Raw genomic sequence first — 13531 nt, forward strand, 5'->3', positions numbered from 1 at the left:
GACGCAAGGGCAAAGGCAATGAAACAACTGGTGCTGGATTTAGGCGCCGAGCCGGTGCTCACCCTCGATTCTTTCGAAATCGGGCAAAACGCGGAACTGGCCGCGCTGATGCGCCAATTCCAGGACCGCTCGTCGCGTGAGCATTTCGCCTATATCTGGGGCGACATGGGCGCCGGCAAAAGCCACTTGCTGCGCGCCCTGGGCACGGCCGACCGCGCCCGCTACATCTCGCCGTTTTCGATCGAGTCGGAATTCGTGTACTCGCCGGAGATCGACCTGTACCTGCTGGACGACTGTGAAAAGCTGTCGCCGCTGGCGCAGATCGACGCTTTTGCGCTGTTCAATGAAATCCGCGCCAACAACGCCTTCATGGTGTGCAGCGGAGCCGTCGCGCCGGCCGTGCTGCCGGTCCGTGAAGATTTGCGCACCCGCATGGGCTGGGGCCTGATTTACCGCCTGCACAGCCTGACGGACGATGAAAAGATTGCCGCTTTGACCACGGCGGCGGCGGCCCGGGGATTGACGCTGTCGGCCGGCGTGTTACCCTATTTGCTTTCCCATTACCGGCGTGACATGAGTTCACTGTCCGAAATGCTGGATGCGCTGGACCGCTATTCCCTCGAAACCCAACGCCCGATTACCCTGCCGCTGCTGCGCGAGTGGCTGCAGGAACAAGCTCAAAAATGATGAAACTGGCCCTGTTTGACCTCGACCACACCCTGTTGCCGATTGATTCCGATTTCGAATGGGGGCAATTCCTGTGCCGTATCGGCGCCGTCGACGCCACGGAATTCGCCCGCCGCAATGAGGGATTTTTCGCCCAATACCAGGCCGGCACGCTCGATCCGGTGGAATACCTGGAATTCTCGCTGGGCACCCTGGCCAGCTTCCCGCGCGCCAAGCTCGATGAAATGCAGGCGCAATTCATGCGCGAAGTGATTGCCCCGGCGATCCGCCCGTCCGCCCAAGCGTTGCTGCAGCAGCACCTCGACGCGGGCGACCTGGTGGCCATCGTGACCGCCACCAACCACTTCGTGACGAAACCGATCGCCGACGCGCTGGGCGTGGAACACCTGATTGCCGCCATGCCGGAAGTTTCCAGCGACGGCGCCATCACCGGCAAGCTGCTGGGCACGCCGACCCAGGGCGCCGGCAAAGTCGTCCACACCAAAGCCTGGCTGGAAAAGCTGGGCAAACGCCTGGAAGACTTCGAAAGCTCGCACTTCTACAGCGATTCGCATAACGACATTCCGCTGATGTCGGTGGTGACGCACCCGGTTGCCTGCAACCCGAACGCCGCCCTGACCAGCCACGCCGCCGCTCAAGGCTGGCCTACCATTAATTTGTTCAATGATTAAAAAACTGATCCGCAAAATCCTGGGCGTCAAAGGCAAGGAAGCTCCCAGCGGCCCGGTCATCCTGGGTCCGCAACAGCACAGCATCGATCCGAAACTGCTGTCGAATAACGCGGTACGGGTCACCAGCACCTTGCAGGAAGCCGGCTTCCAGGCCTTCGTGGTGGGTGGCGCCGTGCGCGACCTGCTGCTGGGCGTGAAGCCGAAAGACTTCGACATCGCCACCAACGCCACGCCGGAACAGGTCAAGCGGCTATTCCGGCGCGCCTTCATCATCGGCAAGCGTTTCCAGATCGTGCACGTGATGTTTGGCCAGGACTTGCTGGAAGTGACGACCTTCCGTGGTCCCGCGGTCGACAACGCGCCCAAGGATGAACATGGCCGCGTACTGCGCGATAACACCTTTGGCACCATGGCCGAAGACGCCGAGCGCCGCGACTTCACCATCAACGCCATGTATTACAACCCGGCCACGCAGGAAGTGATCGATTACCACGGCGGTATCGAAGACATCCGCGCCAAGACCCTGCGCATCATCGGCGTGCCGGAAGCGCGCTACCGTGAAGACCCGGTGCGCATGCTGCGCGTGGTGCGCTTTGCCGCCAAGCTGCAATTCACCATCGAACCGCATACCGGCGCGCCGATCCGCGTGATGGCGCCGCTGATCAACAACGTGCCGGCCGCCCGCGTGTTCGATGAAATGCTGAAGTTGCTGATGTCCGGCCAAGCGCTGGCCTGCCTGCAGCAATTGCGCAAGGAAGGCTTACATCACGGCTTGCTGCCGCTGCTGGATGTGGTGCTGGAACAGCCGCTCGGCGTCAAGTTCGTCACCCTGGCGCTCGATTCCACCGACCGCCGCATCCACGCCGGCAAGACCGTATCGCCGGGCTTCCTGTTCGCGTCGCTGCTGTGGCACCAGGTGCTGGAAAAGTGGAACGCGTATCTCGCCGCCGGCGAATTCCCGATTCCCGCATTGCACCAGGCGGCCGACGACGTGCTCGATTCGCAGACCGAGAAACTGGCCTTGCAGCGCAAGATCGGTTCCGACATGCGCGACATCTGGTCGATGCAGCCGCGCTTCGAGCGCCGCACCGGCAAGAACCCGTACAAGCTGCTGGAACACACGCGCTTCCGCGCCGGTTACGACTTCCTGCTGCTGCGTTGCGCCTCGGGCGAAATCGACCTGGAACTGGGCCAGTGGTGGACCGCATTCTACGAAGGCGACGAGACCGCGCGCGAAGCGCTGATCGCCGGCTTGCACACGCAATCGCAAGGCGGCGGTGCGGCGAAGCGCAAGCGCGCGCCACGCCGCGGTCCACGCAACCGCGAAGGCGGCGACGGCGCACCGGCACCAGCCCACCCTGATGGCGAGTAACCGCTTGGCGGCCACCACTTCCGTTACCGGCATGGTGACCGCCTATATCGGCATCGGCGCCAACCTGGGCGATGCGCGCGCCAATGTGCTCGACGCGGTCGCGCGCCTGGAACGCGCCCCCGGTTGTGTGGTGACGGCCGTCTCCAGCCTGTACCGCACCGCGCCGATCGACTCGTCCGGCGACGATTACGTCAATGCCGTGGCGGCAATCGGCACCACGCTCGACGCGGAAGCCCTGCTGCAGACGCTGCACGCGATTGAACAGGCGCACGGCCGCGAACGTCCTTACCGCAACGCCCCCCGCACGCTGGACCTGGACTTGCTGTTATATGGGCAGGAACAGATCGACTCGCCTACACTGACTGTGCCGCATCCGCGCATGTGCGAGCGCGCCTTCGTGCTGGTACCGCTGCTGGAAGTCGCCCCCGGCGTCAATATCCCGGGCCGCGCGCCGGCGCGCTGCTTTGAATCCGCTGTCCAAGACCAGGCCATAACAAAGGAGAATATATGACCACCCTGCGCCAACCATCGCAGCGCCGCCTGCGCAACACCAACAACCGCCAGCGCAAGAAACTGCACCTGGGCGACTATAAACAGCTGCGCGGCGACGTCTCGGTGCGCTTCAAGCAGGTGCTCGACAGCGCCGCGTTCGAAGCATGGCTGGGCGCGTGGATCGAATGGGTCGAGGCCAATGGCCTGTACGTCGCCTGCTTCGGCGGCGGCCAGCCGTTCGCCACCACCGACGGCATGCTGATCGGCGAAACCTCGCTGACGCAGGACCAGCTCGACGCCGCCGTGGCCTGGCTGAAAGCCCGCCCGGAAGTGGCGGAAGTCACGCAGGCAGTGCTGCGGGATGCGACCTACGACGAGTTCAAGTCGGTCGAATAATTCCTTTCGGCAATTCCCTTCCGTATCCCAAGCGGAGACAATCGTCTCCGTTTGGGATACATCTTCGCGCCACAAATCCCATGAACATCCCCGTCCTCCTGCAAACCGCCGGCCTGCTGACCCTGTCCAACATTTTCATGACCGTGGCCTGGTACGGCCATCTGAAAAGCCTCAACACCAAGGCATGGTATGTCGCCGCCATCGTCAGCTGGGGCATCGCGCTGTTTGAATACCTGCTGCAAGTGCCGGCCAACCGCATCGGCTATACGCAATTCTCGCTGGCGCAGTTGAAGATCATGCAGGAAGCCATCACCCTGGCCGTGTTCGTGCCGTTTGCCATGATTTACATGGGCCAGCCGTTCAAGACCGACTACATCTGGGCCGCCCTGTGCCTGATCGGCGCCGTCTACTTTATCTTTCGCTCATAATTTCCAGCAAGAAACTTCGAGCCCCCGCTCGGAAAAGAATGACCGTTCGGCGTTAGAATACGCGGTCCGCAGCGTAACGCCGCGATATTGAGGATCGAGGAACACATGTCTGGTTATTTGCAAGGAAATGAAATGGCCGCCAGCACCCCAGCGCCGGCCGCAAGCACCACGCCCGCACCGGCAAAGCCGGTCGCCAGCAAAGCCGTGACGGGGCCCGCGCTGATGGCGCGCCGCGCCGCCGGCGACAAGATCGCCATGATGACGTGCTACGACGCCAGCTTCGCATCGCTGATGGACAGCTGCGGCGTGGAAGTGCTGCTGATTGGCGATTCGCTGGGGATGGTGTGCAATGGCCTCGACTCTACCCTGCCGGTCACCCTGGACGACATCGCCTACCACACCCGTGCCGTGGCCCGTGGCAACAAGTCGGCGCTGGTGCTGGCCGACATGCCGTTCGGTACCTATGCCACCAAGGAAGAAGCGTTCGCCAACGCCGTCAAACTGATGCAGGCCGGCGCGCACATGGTGAAAATCGAAGGCGGTGCCTGGCTGGTGGACACCGTGCGCTTCCTGACGGAGCGCTCGATCCCGGTCTGCGCCCACCTGGGCCTGACGCCGCAATCGGTGCACCAGCTGGGCGGCTACAAAGTGCAAGGCAAGACCGCCGAAAGCGCGGACTTGCTGAAATCCGACGCATTGAAACTGCAGGCCGCCGGCGCCACCTTGCTGGTGCTGGAAGCCATTCCGACCGCGCTGGGCAAGGAAGTCACGGAGCTGCTGGCAATTCCCACCATCGGCATTGGCGCCGGTCCGGATTGCTCCGGCCAGGTGCTGGTCATGCACGATGCGCTGGGTGTATTCCCGGGCCGTAAGGCGCGCTTCGTGCGCAACTTCATGGAAGGCCAGGCCAGCATCGGCGCCGCTGTCAGCGCTTATGTGGCGGCGGTGAAGGATGGCAGTTTCCCGGCGTTGGAACACTGCTTCTGATCCACTGCGGCATGCCATACCGGTGGCGCGGGCATGGCGGCTTCCGCCTTTGGCGGAAACCGCCCTACGCATTGTGAGATAGCGGCTTACGCCACTGGATTTGGCCGCTACGTCATCCGACCTGGATCCAGGTCGTCTTCAACTCCGTGTACTTGTCGAACGCATGCAGCGACTTGTCGCGTCCATTGCCTGACTGTTTATAGCCGCCGAACGGCACCGTGATGTCGTCGCCGTCATACTGGTTCACGTGCACGGTCCCGGCGCGCAATGCGCGCGAAACCTGGATGGCTTTCGTCAGGTTGGCGGTCCATACCGCCGCATGCAAGCCATAGGGCGTGGCATTGGCCTGGCGCACCGCCTCGTGCACATCGGTGAAGGTCAGCACCGACAGCACCGGCCCGAAGATCTCTTCCTGCGCGATGCGCATGTTCGGGTTCACCTGGTCGAACAGGGTCGGCGCCACATAGTAGCCGCCGGACTCCGTGCGTACCCGTTCACCGCCCGCCAGCAACCGCGCCCCTTCCGCCTTGCCCGATTCGATATAGCCCAACACCGTGTTCATCTGCATGTCGTCGACCAGCGCGCCCATTTCCGTGGCCTGGTCGAGCGGATCGCCCGGCATGTGCGCGGGGATCAGTTTCAGCGCTTTTTCCATGAAGGCATCGCGGATGCTGGCTTCGACAAACAGGCGCGAGGGCGCGTTGCAGCTTTCGCCCTGGTTGAAATAAATCGAGCCGATCGCGGCCGACACCGCCGCGTCGAGGTCCGGGCAATCGGCGCAGACGATATTGGCTGACTTGCCGCCCAGTTCCGTCCAGGCCCGCTTCAAATTCGACTGCCCCGCCATTTGCATGATCAATTTGCCGGTGCGGGTCGAACCCGTGAAGCCGATGGTGTCGACATCCATGTGCAAGGCCAGCGCGCTGCCCGCCTCGTTGCCGTAGCCCGGCACCACATTGAACACGCCGGGCGGAATGCCCGCTTCCAGCGCCAGTTCGGCCAGCCGCATCGACGTCAACGGCGCCTTCTCGGACGGCTTCAGCACCACGCTGTTGCCCGCCGCCAGCGCCGGGCCGATCTTCCATGCCGCCATCAGCATCGGGTAATTCCACGGGATGATGGCGCCCACCACACCAACCGGTTCGCGCGTCACCAGCGCCAGCGAATTGCCGGCGGTCGGCGCGATTTCATCGTAGATCTTGTCGATCGCTTCGCCATACCAGCGCACGCAATTGGCGGCCAGCGCCACGTCCACGCTCTGGCTGTATTTGATCGGCTTTCCCATGTCGAGCGTTTCCAGCAGCGCCAGTTCGTCCTTGTGCTGCACCATCAGATCGGCAAAGCGGATCAAGGTGCGCTTGCGCTGCGCCGGGGCCACGTTGGCCCAGCGGCCATCGTCAAAGGCGGCGCGGGCGGCCGCCACGGCGGCGTCAATATCCGCCTCGCCGCAGCGCGCCACTTCGGCCAGCTTGCGGCCATCGATCGGGGATGCTTTATCGAAGCGCTGTTCCGTGCGCGACCAGACGCGCTGGCCATTGATAACGGCGCGGCCGTCGATGTTCAACGCGGCGGCACGTTCGTGCCAGTTAATGTCTGCCATGTTCTCTCCTCTACCGTTTTTCTTAACAGCAACGCATGTCACACCTGGGGTCAGACCCCATTTATGACAAAAGCAGACATTTTTTCGCAGCAGATGTCTACTTTTGTCACATTGGGGGTCTGACCCCAGGGTGTGACATCGGTTTATAGCCAGCCGCGCTGTTTGACTTCGGCCAGCGTCAGGTCCAGCGCGTGGCGGATCAGGTCCACCATTTCATCGATTTGCGCATGCGTCATCACCAGCGGCGGTGCAATGATCATGCGGTCGCCAACGGCGCGCATGATGACGCCGTTGTTGAACATGTGCGCGCGGCACACCATGCCCACGGACAGCGCCGGATCGAACGCCACTTGGTAATGCACGTTTTCCGCCTTGCGCTTGACCAGGTTCAGCCCCGCGACAAAACCGCAGGTCTCCGCCACGCCCACCAGCGGATGGTCCGCCAGTGCGGTAAAGCGCTGCTTCAGGTAAGCGCCGGCTTCTCCGGCCACCCGGCCCACCAGGTTTTCCGATTCGATGATGCGCAGGTTTTCCAGCGCCGCCGCGCACGCGACCGGATGGCCGGAATACGTGAAGCCATGGTTGAATTCACCGCCCTGCCGGATCAGCACGTCGGCCACGCGGTCCGACACCAGCACGCCGCCCAGCGGGATGTAGCCGGACGTGACGCCTTTGGCAAACGTGATCAGGTCAGGCTTGTACGGCTCCGACGCAAACCAGCGGCCCAGGCGGCCAAAGCCGGTGATGACTTCATCGGCAATCAGCAAGACGCTGTATTTGTCGCAGATGCGGCGGATTTCCGGCCAGTAGGTATCGGGCGGAATCACCACGCCGCCGGCGCCCTGCACCGGCTCGGCAATGAACGCGGCGACCTTGTCCACGCCCACCTCGAGGATTTTTTCTTCCAGCCAGGAAGCGGCCTTGACGCCGAATTCCTCGCGCGTCATGCCGACGCCGGACTCGATATAGTTGGGCTGGCCGATATGCACGATGCCGGGAATCGGCAAGCCGCCCTGCTCGTGCATGCCGCTCATGCCGCCCAGCGACGCCCCCGCCATCGTGCTGCCGTGGTACGCATTGTGGCGGCTGATGATGACGTGGCGCTCCGGGTAACCCTGCAAGTCCCAGTAGCGGCGCACCATGCGCACATTGGTGTCATTGGCTTCCGAACCGGAGCCCGTGAAAAACACGTGCTGGAATCCGGGCGGGGCCAGTTGCGACAGGCGGTGCGCCAGGTTCACCGCCGGCACCGTGGTGGTGTTGAAGAAGCTGTTATAGAACGGCAGCGTATCGATCTGTTCACTGATGGCTTTGGTCATGGTCGAACGGCCATAGCCGATCGCCACGCACCACAGGCCGGACATCCCGTCCAGCACCTTGTTGCCTTCGGAATCCCACAGATAAATCCCCTCGCCGCGCACCATCACGCGCACGCCTTTTTCACCGAGCGCCTTGTGGTCGGTGAACGGGTGCAGGTAATGCGCATGGTCGAGTTCACGCAGGGTATGGGTATCGTGTGTCGTCATGATGTTCTCCTGTCGATAACTTACACATGCAGCAGCAGGTGCTCGCGCTCCCACGGGCTGATCACCGTCATGAATTCCTGGTACTCCAGGTCCTTGATGGCGGCATACACGTCGATGAAGCGGTCGCCCAGCACATGCCGCAACTTGTCTTCGCGCCGCAGCGCCGCCAGCGCCTCGGACAGGCTTTGCGGCAATTCGTGGCGCTGTTCATACGCGCTGCCGGTGGTGACGGCGTTCGGTTCCAGCTGTTCAGTCATGCCGAGGTAGCCGCAGGCCAGGGTCACTGCCAGCGCCAGGTAAGGATTGGCGTCGGCGCCGATGATGCGGTTTTCCACGCGCCTGTCCTGCACGCCGGATTCCGGCACGCGGAAGCCCACCGTGCGGTTATCCACGCCCCACTGGATGTTGATCGGCGCGGCGGTGTGCCGCACCAGGCGGCGATAGGAATTCACGTATGGCGCGACGATGGCCAGCGCGTGCGGCATATAGCGCTGCAAGCCGCCGATGTAGTGCTTGAACAGGGACGATGGCGAACCGTCGCTGTTGCTGAAGATATTTTTGCCGGTATGCGCATCGACCACGCTCTGGTGCACGTGCATGGCCGATCCCGGCTCGCCCGCCATCGGCTTGGCCATGAAGGTCGCATACATGTCGTGCTTCAGCGCGGCCTCACGCAAGGTGCGCTTGAAGAAGAACACCTTGTCGGCCAGACTCAATGGTTCGCCATGCAGGAAGTTGATTTCCATCTGGCCGGCGCCGATTTCGTGGATCAGCGTATCGACGTCCAGCCCCATCAAATCGCAGTAATCGTAGATATCTTCGAACAGCGGATCGAATTCATTGACCGCATCGATGCTGTACACCTGGCGGCTGGTTTCCGCCCGGCCGCTGCGGCCGATCGGCGCCTTCAATGGCAAGTCCGGATCGGCGTTTTTCGCCGTCAGGTAAAACTCCAGTTCCGGCGCCACCACCGGCTTCCAGCCTTTATCCTCATACAGTTTCAGCACGCGCCGCAACACGGTGCGCGGCGCGAAATCCACCAGCTTGCCATCGGCAAAATAGCAATCGTGGATCACTTGCGCGGTCGGGTCGTTCGCCCACGGTACCATCGTGATGGTGGTGGGGTCGGCCCGCAACACCATGTCGCGGTCGGTCGATGAAATCGCGCGGTCATAGGCGTCATCTTCGGTCGGGTAATTGCCCGTCACCGTCATGCCCAGCACGGCTTCCGGGATGCGCATGCCGCGGTCTTGCGTGAATTTCCCGCGTGGCAGGATCTTGCCGCGCGCAACGCCGGTCAGGTCGGGCACCAGGCATTCGATTTCCGTGACCCGGTTTTCATTGAGCCACACATCCATGTCGGTGTAAGTAAAATTTTCGCGTATCGTCATAAGTTCCTCTCAAGGTTCAGGCCCGGCCAACATGGCCGGGTTGGCACAGGTTGAGAGGGGCGCTAGGGGATACGGTCGCGGTGCGCGCGGCAGGCATCGCCAAAGGCGGTAAACAGCCGCATCGACACCGGGTTATCGGTGACTTGCCACTCCGGGTGCCATTGCACGGCCAGCGCAAAAGGCGCGGCGCTGACGGAATACGCTTCCACCAGGCCGTCTTCAGCCAGCGCTTCCACCTGCAAGCCGGGCGCCAGGTTGGCGATGCCCTGGCCATGCAGGGAATTGACAGCGATATCGCGCGCACCGTCCAGCAGACGCGCCAGCATCCCATCCGCCTGCAGCCGGACCTTGTGCGCCGGCGCGTATTGCATCGCCAGCGGCTGGTCCTTGCTTTCGCGGTGGTCGTTCAAGCCCGGCACCTCATGCACAGCCTGGTGCAGGGTGCCGCCCAACGCCACGTTGACTTCCTGGAAGCCACGGCAAATCGCCAGCATCGGCAAGCCCCGCTCCAGGGCCGCGCGGATCAGGGGTAACGTCGTGGCGTCGCGGGCGGGGTCTTGCGGCAGCGACGGATCGCGCACCGGCTGCCCATACAGGCCGGCATGCACATTCGACGGCGCCCCGGTCAGCATGACGCCATCGGCGATGGCCAGCAGCGCGGCGAGATCCATGGCGCCGCCCAGCGCCGGCACGATCAGCGGCGTGCAGGCCGCCCCCTTGACGACGGCATCCACATACTTGTGCTGCGCGGCGTAATACGGATGCGCACCGATCTGGTGGCTGCACGATGGAACAAGGACGATGGGGTGGCGCATGGGATGGCATATTTGTTAAGCTGGTTCCATCATATGCCTGTTTTGGTATGATGACGAGCGCCACTTTTAGCAAATCGATAGAACCACTTTATGACGCCCGTCTCGGAAATGCTGGCCGCCACGTTGGCGCAAGCGGACTTCCAGTCCCGCCTGCCACGCCAGCGCCGCCTGTATGAAGCCGCCAAGGCGGCGATTTACCAGAACCGGCTGGCGGCCGGCAGCAAGCTGCCATCGAGCCGCGACCTCGCCGCCGACCTGGGGATTGCACGCAATACCGTCATTGCCGCTTTTGAGCAATTGGCGGCGGAAGGCTATGTGGTCAGCGTAGCAGGCAGCGGGACCTATGTCGCGGATTTAAAAGCGATGGCGCGCGCACAGCGCGGAGAACGCAACATCCGGACCACAAGACCGATCGAACAAGCGCCGCGCGGTGAGCAGGATGTCGCCCACGCCACAGAGGCAGTACGCCCTGCCACTGTGGCGCGTGCAAGCAAGATTGCGGTCAGTGCCCTCGGCACAGCCGATGCGGCGAACGCCGGCCGGCACGCGGCATGGGCGGGCAACGACGCAGACGATGCGGCGGCATTGCCCTCAGCCGCCACGCTGTCGCGGCGCGGCATGGAACTGACGCAATTTGCCGCCGGCGCCCGCTATGAAATCCAGCCCTTCGCGCCGGGCGAACCGGATTTTTCATCGTTCCCCGTCAAGCAGTGGCAACGCCTGCAAAACCGCGTGTGGCGCGATGGCCGTGCCGATTTGCTCGACTATGGCCAGTCCGGCGGCTACCTGCCGCTGCGCCGCGCCATCACGGAATATTTACGCCTGTCGCGTTCCGTCAGCGTGTCGGTGGAACAGGTGCTGATCACGTCCGGCACCCAGCAGTCACTGGACCTGTGCGCGCAATTGCTGGCCGATGCGGGCGATACCGCCTGGGTGGAAGACCCGTGCTACTGGGGCGCGCGCCGCGTGTTCCAGGCGCGCGACCTGCATTTGCATCCGGTCACCGTCGATGAAGACGGCATGGCTCTCGACGCGGACGACCTGGCAACAACGCCGCGCCTGGTGTACGTCACGCCGTCGCACCAGTACCCGACCGGCGCCGTCATGAGCCTGGCCCGGCGCCGCGCCTTGCTGGAAGCGGCGGCGCGCAAAAACGCCTGGATTCTCGAAGACGATTACGACAGTGAGTTCCGCTACAGCGGCCGTCCCCTCGCTTCGCTGCAAGGCCTGGATGGCGGCAACCGCGTGGTTTACATGGGTACCTTTTCCAAGGTGCTGTACCCGGGCATCAAAGTCGGCTACCTGGTGGCGCCGCCAACGCTGGTGGAACCGTTCAAAAGCGCGCTGTATGACTTGCAGCGTCCCGGCCAGATGATGGTGCAAGCGACCCTGGCGGACTTTATCGCACTGGGCCACTTCACCACCCATGTGCGCAAGCTGCGGCACACGTACGGCGCGCGGCGCGAACTGTTGCGGCATGCCTTGTCCCGGCACCTGGGGACGGACGCCGCCCAGTTGGCCACCATCAGCCGCCAGGAATCGGGCCTGCACCTGGTGGTGGAATTGCCTGATTGGGCCGACGACGTGGCGCTGCATGGCACGGCACGAGCAGCGGGACTGTCGGTCAATGCCCTGTCGATCTATTACCTCGCGCCGCCCATCCGCAAAGGATTACTGGTGGGCTATGCGTACGTGACGGAAGAAAAGATCGAGCGTTACGGCAAGGTGCTGGCGGCGCTGATCCGGGAGGCGGTACTGCGCTAGGCCCGGCCATCACACGTGCAGCAGCAAGTGCTCGCGCTCCCACGGACTGATCACCGTCATGAATTCCTGGTACTCCAGGTCCTTGATCGCCGCATACACGTCAATGAAGCGGTCACCCAGCACGAAGCGCAGCTTGTCTTCGCGGCGCAGCGCGGACAATGCTTCCGACAGGCTTTGCGGCAATTCATAGCGCAATTCATAGGCGCTGCCGGTGGTGGCGGCGTTCGGCTCCAGCTGTTCCGTCATGCCGAGGTAACCGCAGGCCAGGGTCACTGCCAGCGCCAGGTAAGGATTGGCGTCGGCGCCGATAATGCGGTTTTCCACGCGCCGGTCCTGGACGCCGGATTCCGGCACCCGGAAACCCACGGTACGGTTATCCACGCCCCATTGAATGTTGATCGGCGCGGCGGTGTGCCGCACCAGGCGGCGGTAGGAATTCACGTAGGGCGCCACAATGGCCAGCGCCGGCGGCATATAGCGCTGCAAGCCGCCGATGTAATGCTTGAACAATTGCGACGGCGAACCGTCTTCATTGCTGAAGATGTTCTTGCCGGTCTTGATGTCCGAGACACTCTGGTGCACGTGCATGGCCGAACCCGGCTCGCCCGCCATCGGCTTGGCCATGAAGGTCGCATACATGTCGTGCTTGAGGGCGGCTTCGCGCAAGGTGCGCTTGAAGAAGAACACCTTGTCCGCCAGGCTCAATGGTTCGCCGTGCAGGAAGTTGATTTCCATCTGGCCCGCGCCGATTTCATGGATCAGGGTATCGACGTCCAGCCCCATTAAATCGCAGTAATCGTAGATATCTTCGAACAGCGGATCGAATTCATTGACCGCGTCGATGCTGTACACCTGGCGGCTGGTCTCCGCCCTGCCGCTGCGGCCGATCGGCGCCTTCAGTGGCAAGTCCGGGTCGGCGTTTTTCGCCGTCAGGTAAAATTCCAGTTCCGGCGCCACCACCGGTTGCCAGCCTTTATCGGCATACAGTTTCAGCACGCGCCGCAGTACGGTTCGTGGCGCGAAATCGACCAATGCGCCGTCGGCAAAATAACAGTCGTGGATCACTTGCGCGGTGGGATCGGCGGCCCACGGCACCATCGTGATGGTGGTGGGGTCGGCGCGCAAGATCATGTCGCGGTCGGTATTGGAAATCGCGCGGTCATACGCCACGTCGTCGGTCGGATAATTACCCGTCACGGTCATGCCCAGCACGGCCTCTGGAATGCGCATGCCCCGCTCTTGCGTGAATTTCACGCGCGGTAAAATCTTGCCGCGCGCAACGCCGGTCAGGTCAGGCACCAGGCATTCGATTTCCGTGACCCGGTTTTCGTTGAGCCACACATCCATGTCGGTGTACGTAAAATTTTCCCGGATAGCCATATCAGTCTCGCTTGATGTCTTG

General features: G+C 62.9%; 13 protein-coding genes. 8 read left to right on the forward strand and 5 right to left on the reverse strand.

The window, feature by feature from the left end:
* The first annotated feature begins 18 nt into the window (after positions 1 to 18).
* From hda to panB, 7 genes are all read left to right on the forward strand, one after another.
* The gene (gene hda, locus AC1RRC_RS14940; RefSeq protein WP_493056275.1) at positions 19 to 687 is read left to right on the forward strand and encodes a DnaA regulatory inactivator Hda; all 669 of its coding nucleotides are present in this window, start codon (positions 19 to 21) and stop codon (positions 685 to 687) included.
* The gene (locus AC1RRC_RS14945) at positions 687 to 1358 is read left to right on the forward strand and encodes a histidinol-phosphatase (RefSeq protein WP_493056512.1); all 672 of its coding nucleotides are present in this window, start codon (positions 687 to 689) and stop codon (positions 1356 to 1358) included. The genes hda and AC1RRC_RS14945 overlap by 1 nt, the downstream gene beginning before the upstream one ends.
* On the forward strand, positions 1351 to 2730 hold the full coding sequence (pcnB, locus tag AC1RRC_RS14950; RefSeq protein ID WP_493056276.1) for a polynucleotide adenylyltransferase PcnB: 1380 nt from the start codon (positions 1351 to 1353) through the stop codon (positions 2728 to 2730). The genes AC1RRC_RS14945 and pcnB overlap by 8 nt, the downstream gene beginning before the upstream one ends.
* Entirely contained in the window at positions 2720 to 3241 is a 522-nt protein-coding gene (gene folK / locus AC1RRC_RS14955; protein WP_493056277.1) for a 2-amino-4-hydroxy-6-hydroxymethyldihydropteridine diphosphokinase, read from the forward strand. The genes pcnB and folK overlap by 11 nt, the downstream gene beginning before the upstream one ends.
* Complete coding sequence (locus AC1RRC_RS14960) at positions 3238 to 3618, forward strand: 50S ribosome-binding protein YggL (protein ID WP_493056278.1); 381 nt, start codon at positions 3238 to 3240, stop codon at positions 3616 to 3618. The genes folK and AC1RRC_RS14960 overlap by 4 nt, the downstream gene beginning before the upstream one ends.
* An 80-nt stretch (positions 3619 to 3698) precedes the next feature.
* A complete protein-coding gene (locus tag AC1RRC_RS14965; protein WP_493056279.1) occupies positions 3699 to 4046 on the forward strand; it encodes a DMT family protein in 348 nt (115 codons plus the stop codon).
* Between the two features lie 105 nt (positions 4047 to 4151).
* Positions 4152 to 5033 (forward strand): 3-methyl-2-oxobutanoate hydroxymethyltransferase, encoded by an 882-nt coding sequence (panB, locus tag AC1RRC_RS14970; protein WP_493056280.1) that lies wholly within the window; start codon positions 4152 to 4154, stop codon positions 5031 to 5033.
* Between the two features lie 112 nt (positions 5034 to 5145).
* Here panB and AC1RRC_RS14975 read toward each other — a convergent pair whose 3' ends face one another.
* The 4 genes from AC1RRC_RS14975 to AC1RRC_RS14990 form a co-directional block, all read right to left on the reverse strand.
* The gene (locus AC1RRC_RS14975) at positions 5146 to 6633 is read right to left on the reverse strand and encodes an aldehyde dehydrogenase (protein ID WP_493056281.1); all 1488 of its coding nucleotides are present in this window, start codon (positions 6631 to 6633) and stop codon (positions 5146 to 5148) included.
* Between the two features lie 143 nt (positions 6634 to 6776).
* On the reverse strand, positions 6777 to 8159 hold the full coding sequence (locus AC1RRC_RS14980) for an aspartate aminotransferase family protein (protein ID WP_493056282.1): 1383 nt from the start codon (positions 8157 to 8159) through the stop codon (positions 6777 to 6779).
* A gap of 20 nt (positions 8160 to 8179) precedes the next feature.
* Positions 8180 to 9550, reverse strand: coding sequence for a glutamine synthetase family protein (locus AC1RRC_RS14985; protein ID WP_493056283.1), 1371 nt, complete (start codon positions 9548 to 9550; stop codon positions 8180 to 8182).
* 62 nt (positions 9551 to 9612) lie between these two features.
* The gene (locus AC1RRC_RS14990) at positions 9613 to 10365 is read right to left on the reverse strand and encodes a gamma-glutamyl-gamma-aminobutyrate hydrolase family protein (RefSeq protein ID WP_493056284.1); all 753 of its coding nucleotides are present in this window, start codon (positions 10363 to 10365) and stop codon (positions 9613 to 9615) included.
* Between the two features lie 90 nt (positions 10366 to 10455).
* Here AC1RRC_RS14990 and pdxR point away from each other — a divergent pair, with 90 nt between their 5' ends.
* Complete coding sequence (pdxR, locus tag AC1RRC_RS14995; RefSeq protein WP_493056285.1) at positions 10456 to 12129, forward strand: MocR-like pyridoxine biosynthesis transcription factor PdxR; 1674 nt, start codon at positions 10456 to 10458, stop codon at positions 12127 to 12129.
* 9 nt (positions 12130 to 12138) lie between these two features.
* Here pdxR and AC1RRC_RS15000 read toward each other — a convergent pair whose 3' ends face one another.
* Complete coding sequence (locus AC1RRC_RS15000) at positions 12139 to 13509, reverse strand: glutamine synthetase family protein (protein WP_493056286.1); 1371 nt, start codon at positions 13507 to 13509, stop codon at positions 12139 to 12141.
* Positions 13510 to 13531: the final 22 nt, after the last annotated feature.

The organism is Pseudoduganella sp. GW821-FHT12E03, from assembly GCF_058807115.1.

Bases quoted from the DNA above. Each gene is read 5' to 3' on its own strand.
- AC1RRC_RS14980 (WP_493056282.1), bottom strand. From the start codon at position 8,159: ATGACGACACACGATACCCATACCCTGCGTGAACTCGACCATGCGCAT.
- pdxR (WP_493056285.1), top strand. From the start codon at position 10,456: ATGACGCCCGTCTCGGAAATGCTGGCCGCCACGTTGGCGCAAGCGGAC.
- AC1RRC_RS14990 (WP_493056284.1), bottom strand. From the start codon at position 10,365: ATGCGCCACCCCATCGTCCTTGTTCCATCGTGCAGCCACCAGATCGGT.
- AC1RRC_RS14945 (WP_493056512.1), top strand. From the start codon at position 687: ATGAAACTGGCCCTGTTTGACCTCGACCACACCCTGTTGCCGATTGAT.
- AC1RRC_RS14985 (WP_493056283.1), bottom strand. From the start codon at position 9,550: ATGACGATACGCGAAAATTTTACTTACACCGACATGGATGTGTGGCTC.
- hda (WP_493056275.1), top strand. From the start codon at position 19: ATGAAACAACTGGTGCTGGATTTAGGCGCCGAGCCGGTGCTCACCCTC.
- pcnB (WP_493056276.1), top strand. From the start codon at position 1,351: ATGATTAAAAAACTGATCCGCAAAATCCTGGGCGTCAAAGGCAAGGAA.
- folK (WP_493056277.1), top strand. From the start codon at position 2,720: ATGGCGAGTAACCGCTTGGCGGCCACCACTTCCGTTACCGGCATGGTG.
- AC1RRC_RS14965 (WP_493056279.1), top strand. From the start codon at position 3,699: ATGAACATCCCCGTCCTCCTGCAAACCGCCGGCCTGCTGACCCTGTCC.
- AC1RRC_RS14975 (WP_493056281.1), bottom strand. From the start codon at position 6,633: ATGGCAGACATTAACTGGCACGAACGTGCCGCCGCGTTGAACATCGAC.
- AC1RRC_RS14960 (WP_493056278.1), top strand. From the start codon at position 3,238: ATGACCACCCTGCGCCAACCATCGCAGCGCCGCCTGCGCAACACCAAC.
- AC1RRC_RS15000 (WP_493056286.1), bottom strand. From the start codon at position 13,509: ATGGCTATCCGGGAAAATTTTACGTACACCGACATGGATGTGTGGCTC.
- panB (WP_493056280.1), top strand. From the start codon at position 4,152: ATGTCTGGTTATTTGCAAGGAAATGAAATGGCCGCCAGCACCCCAGCG.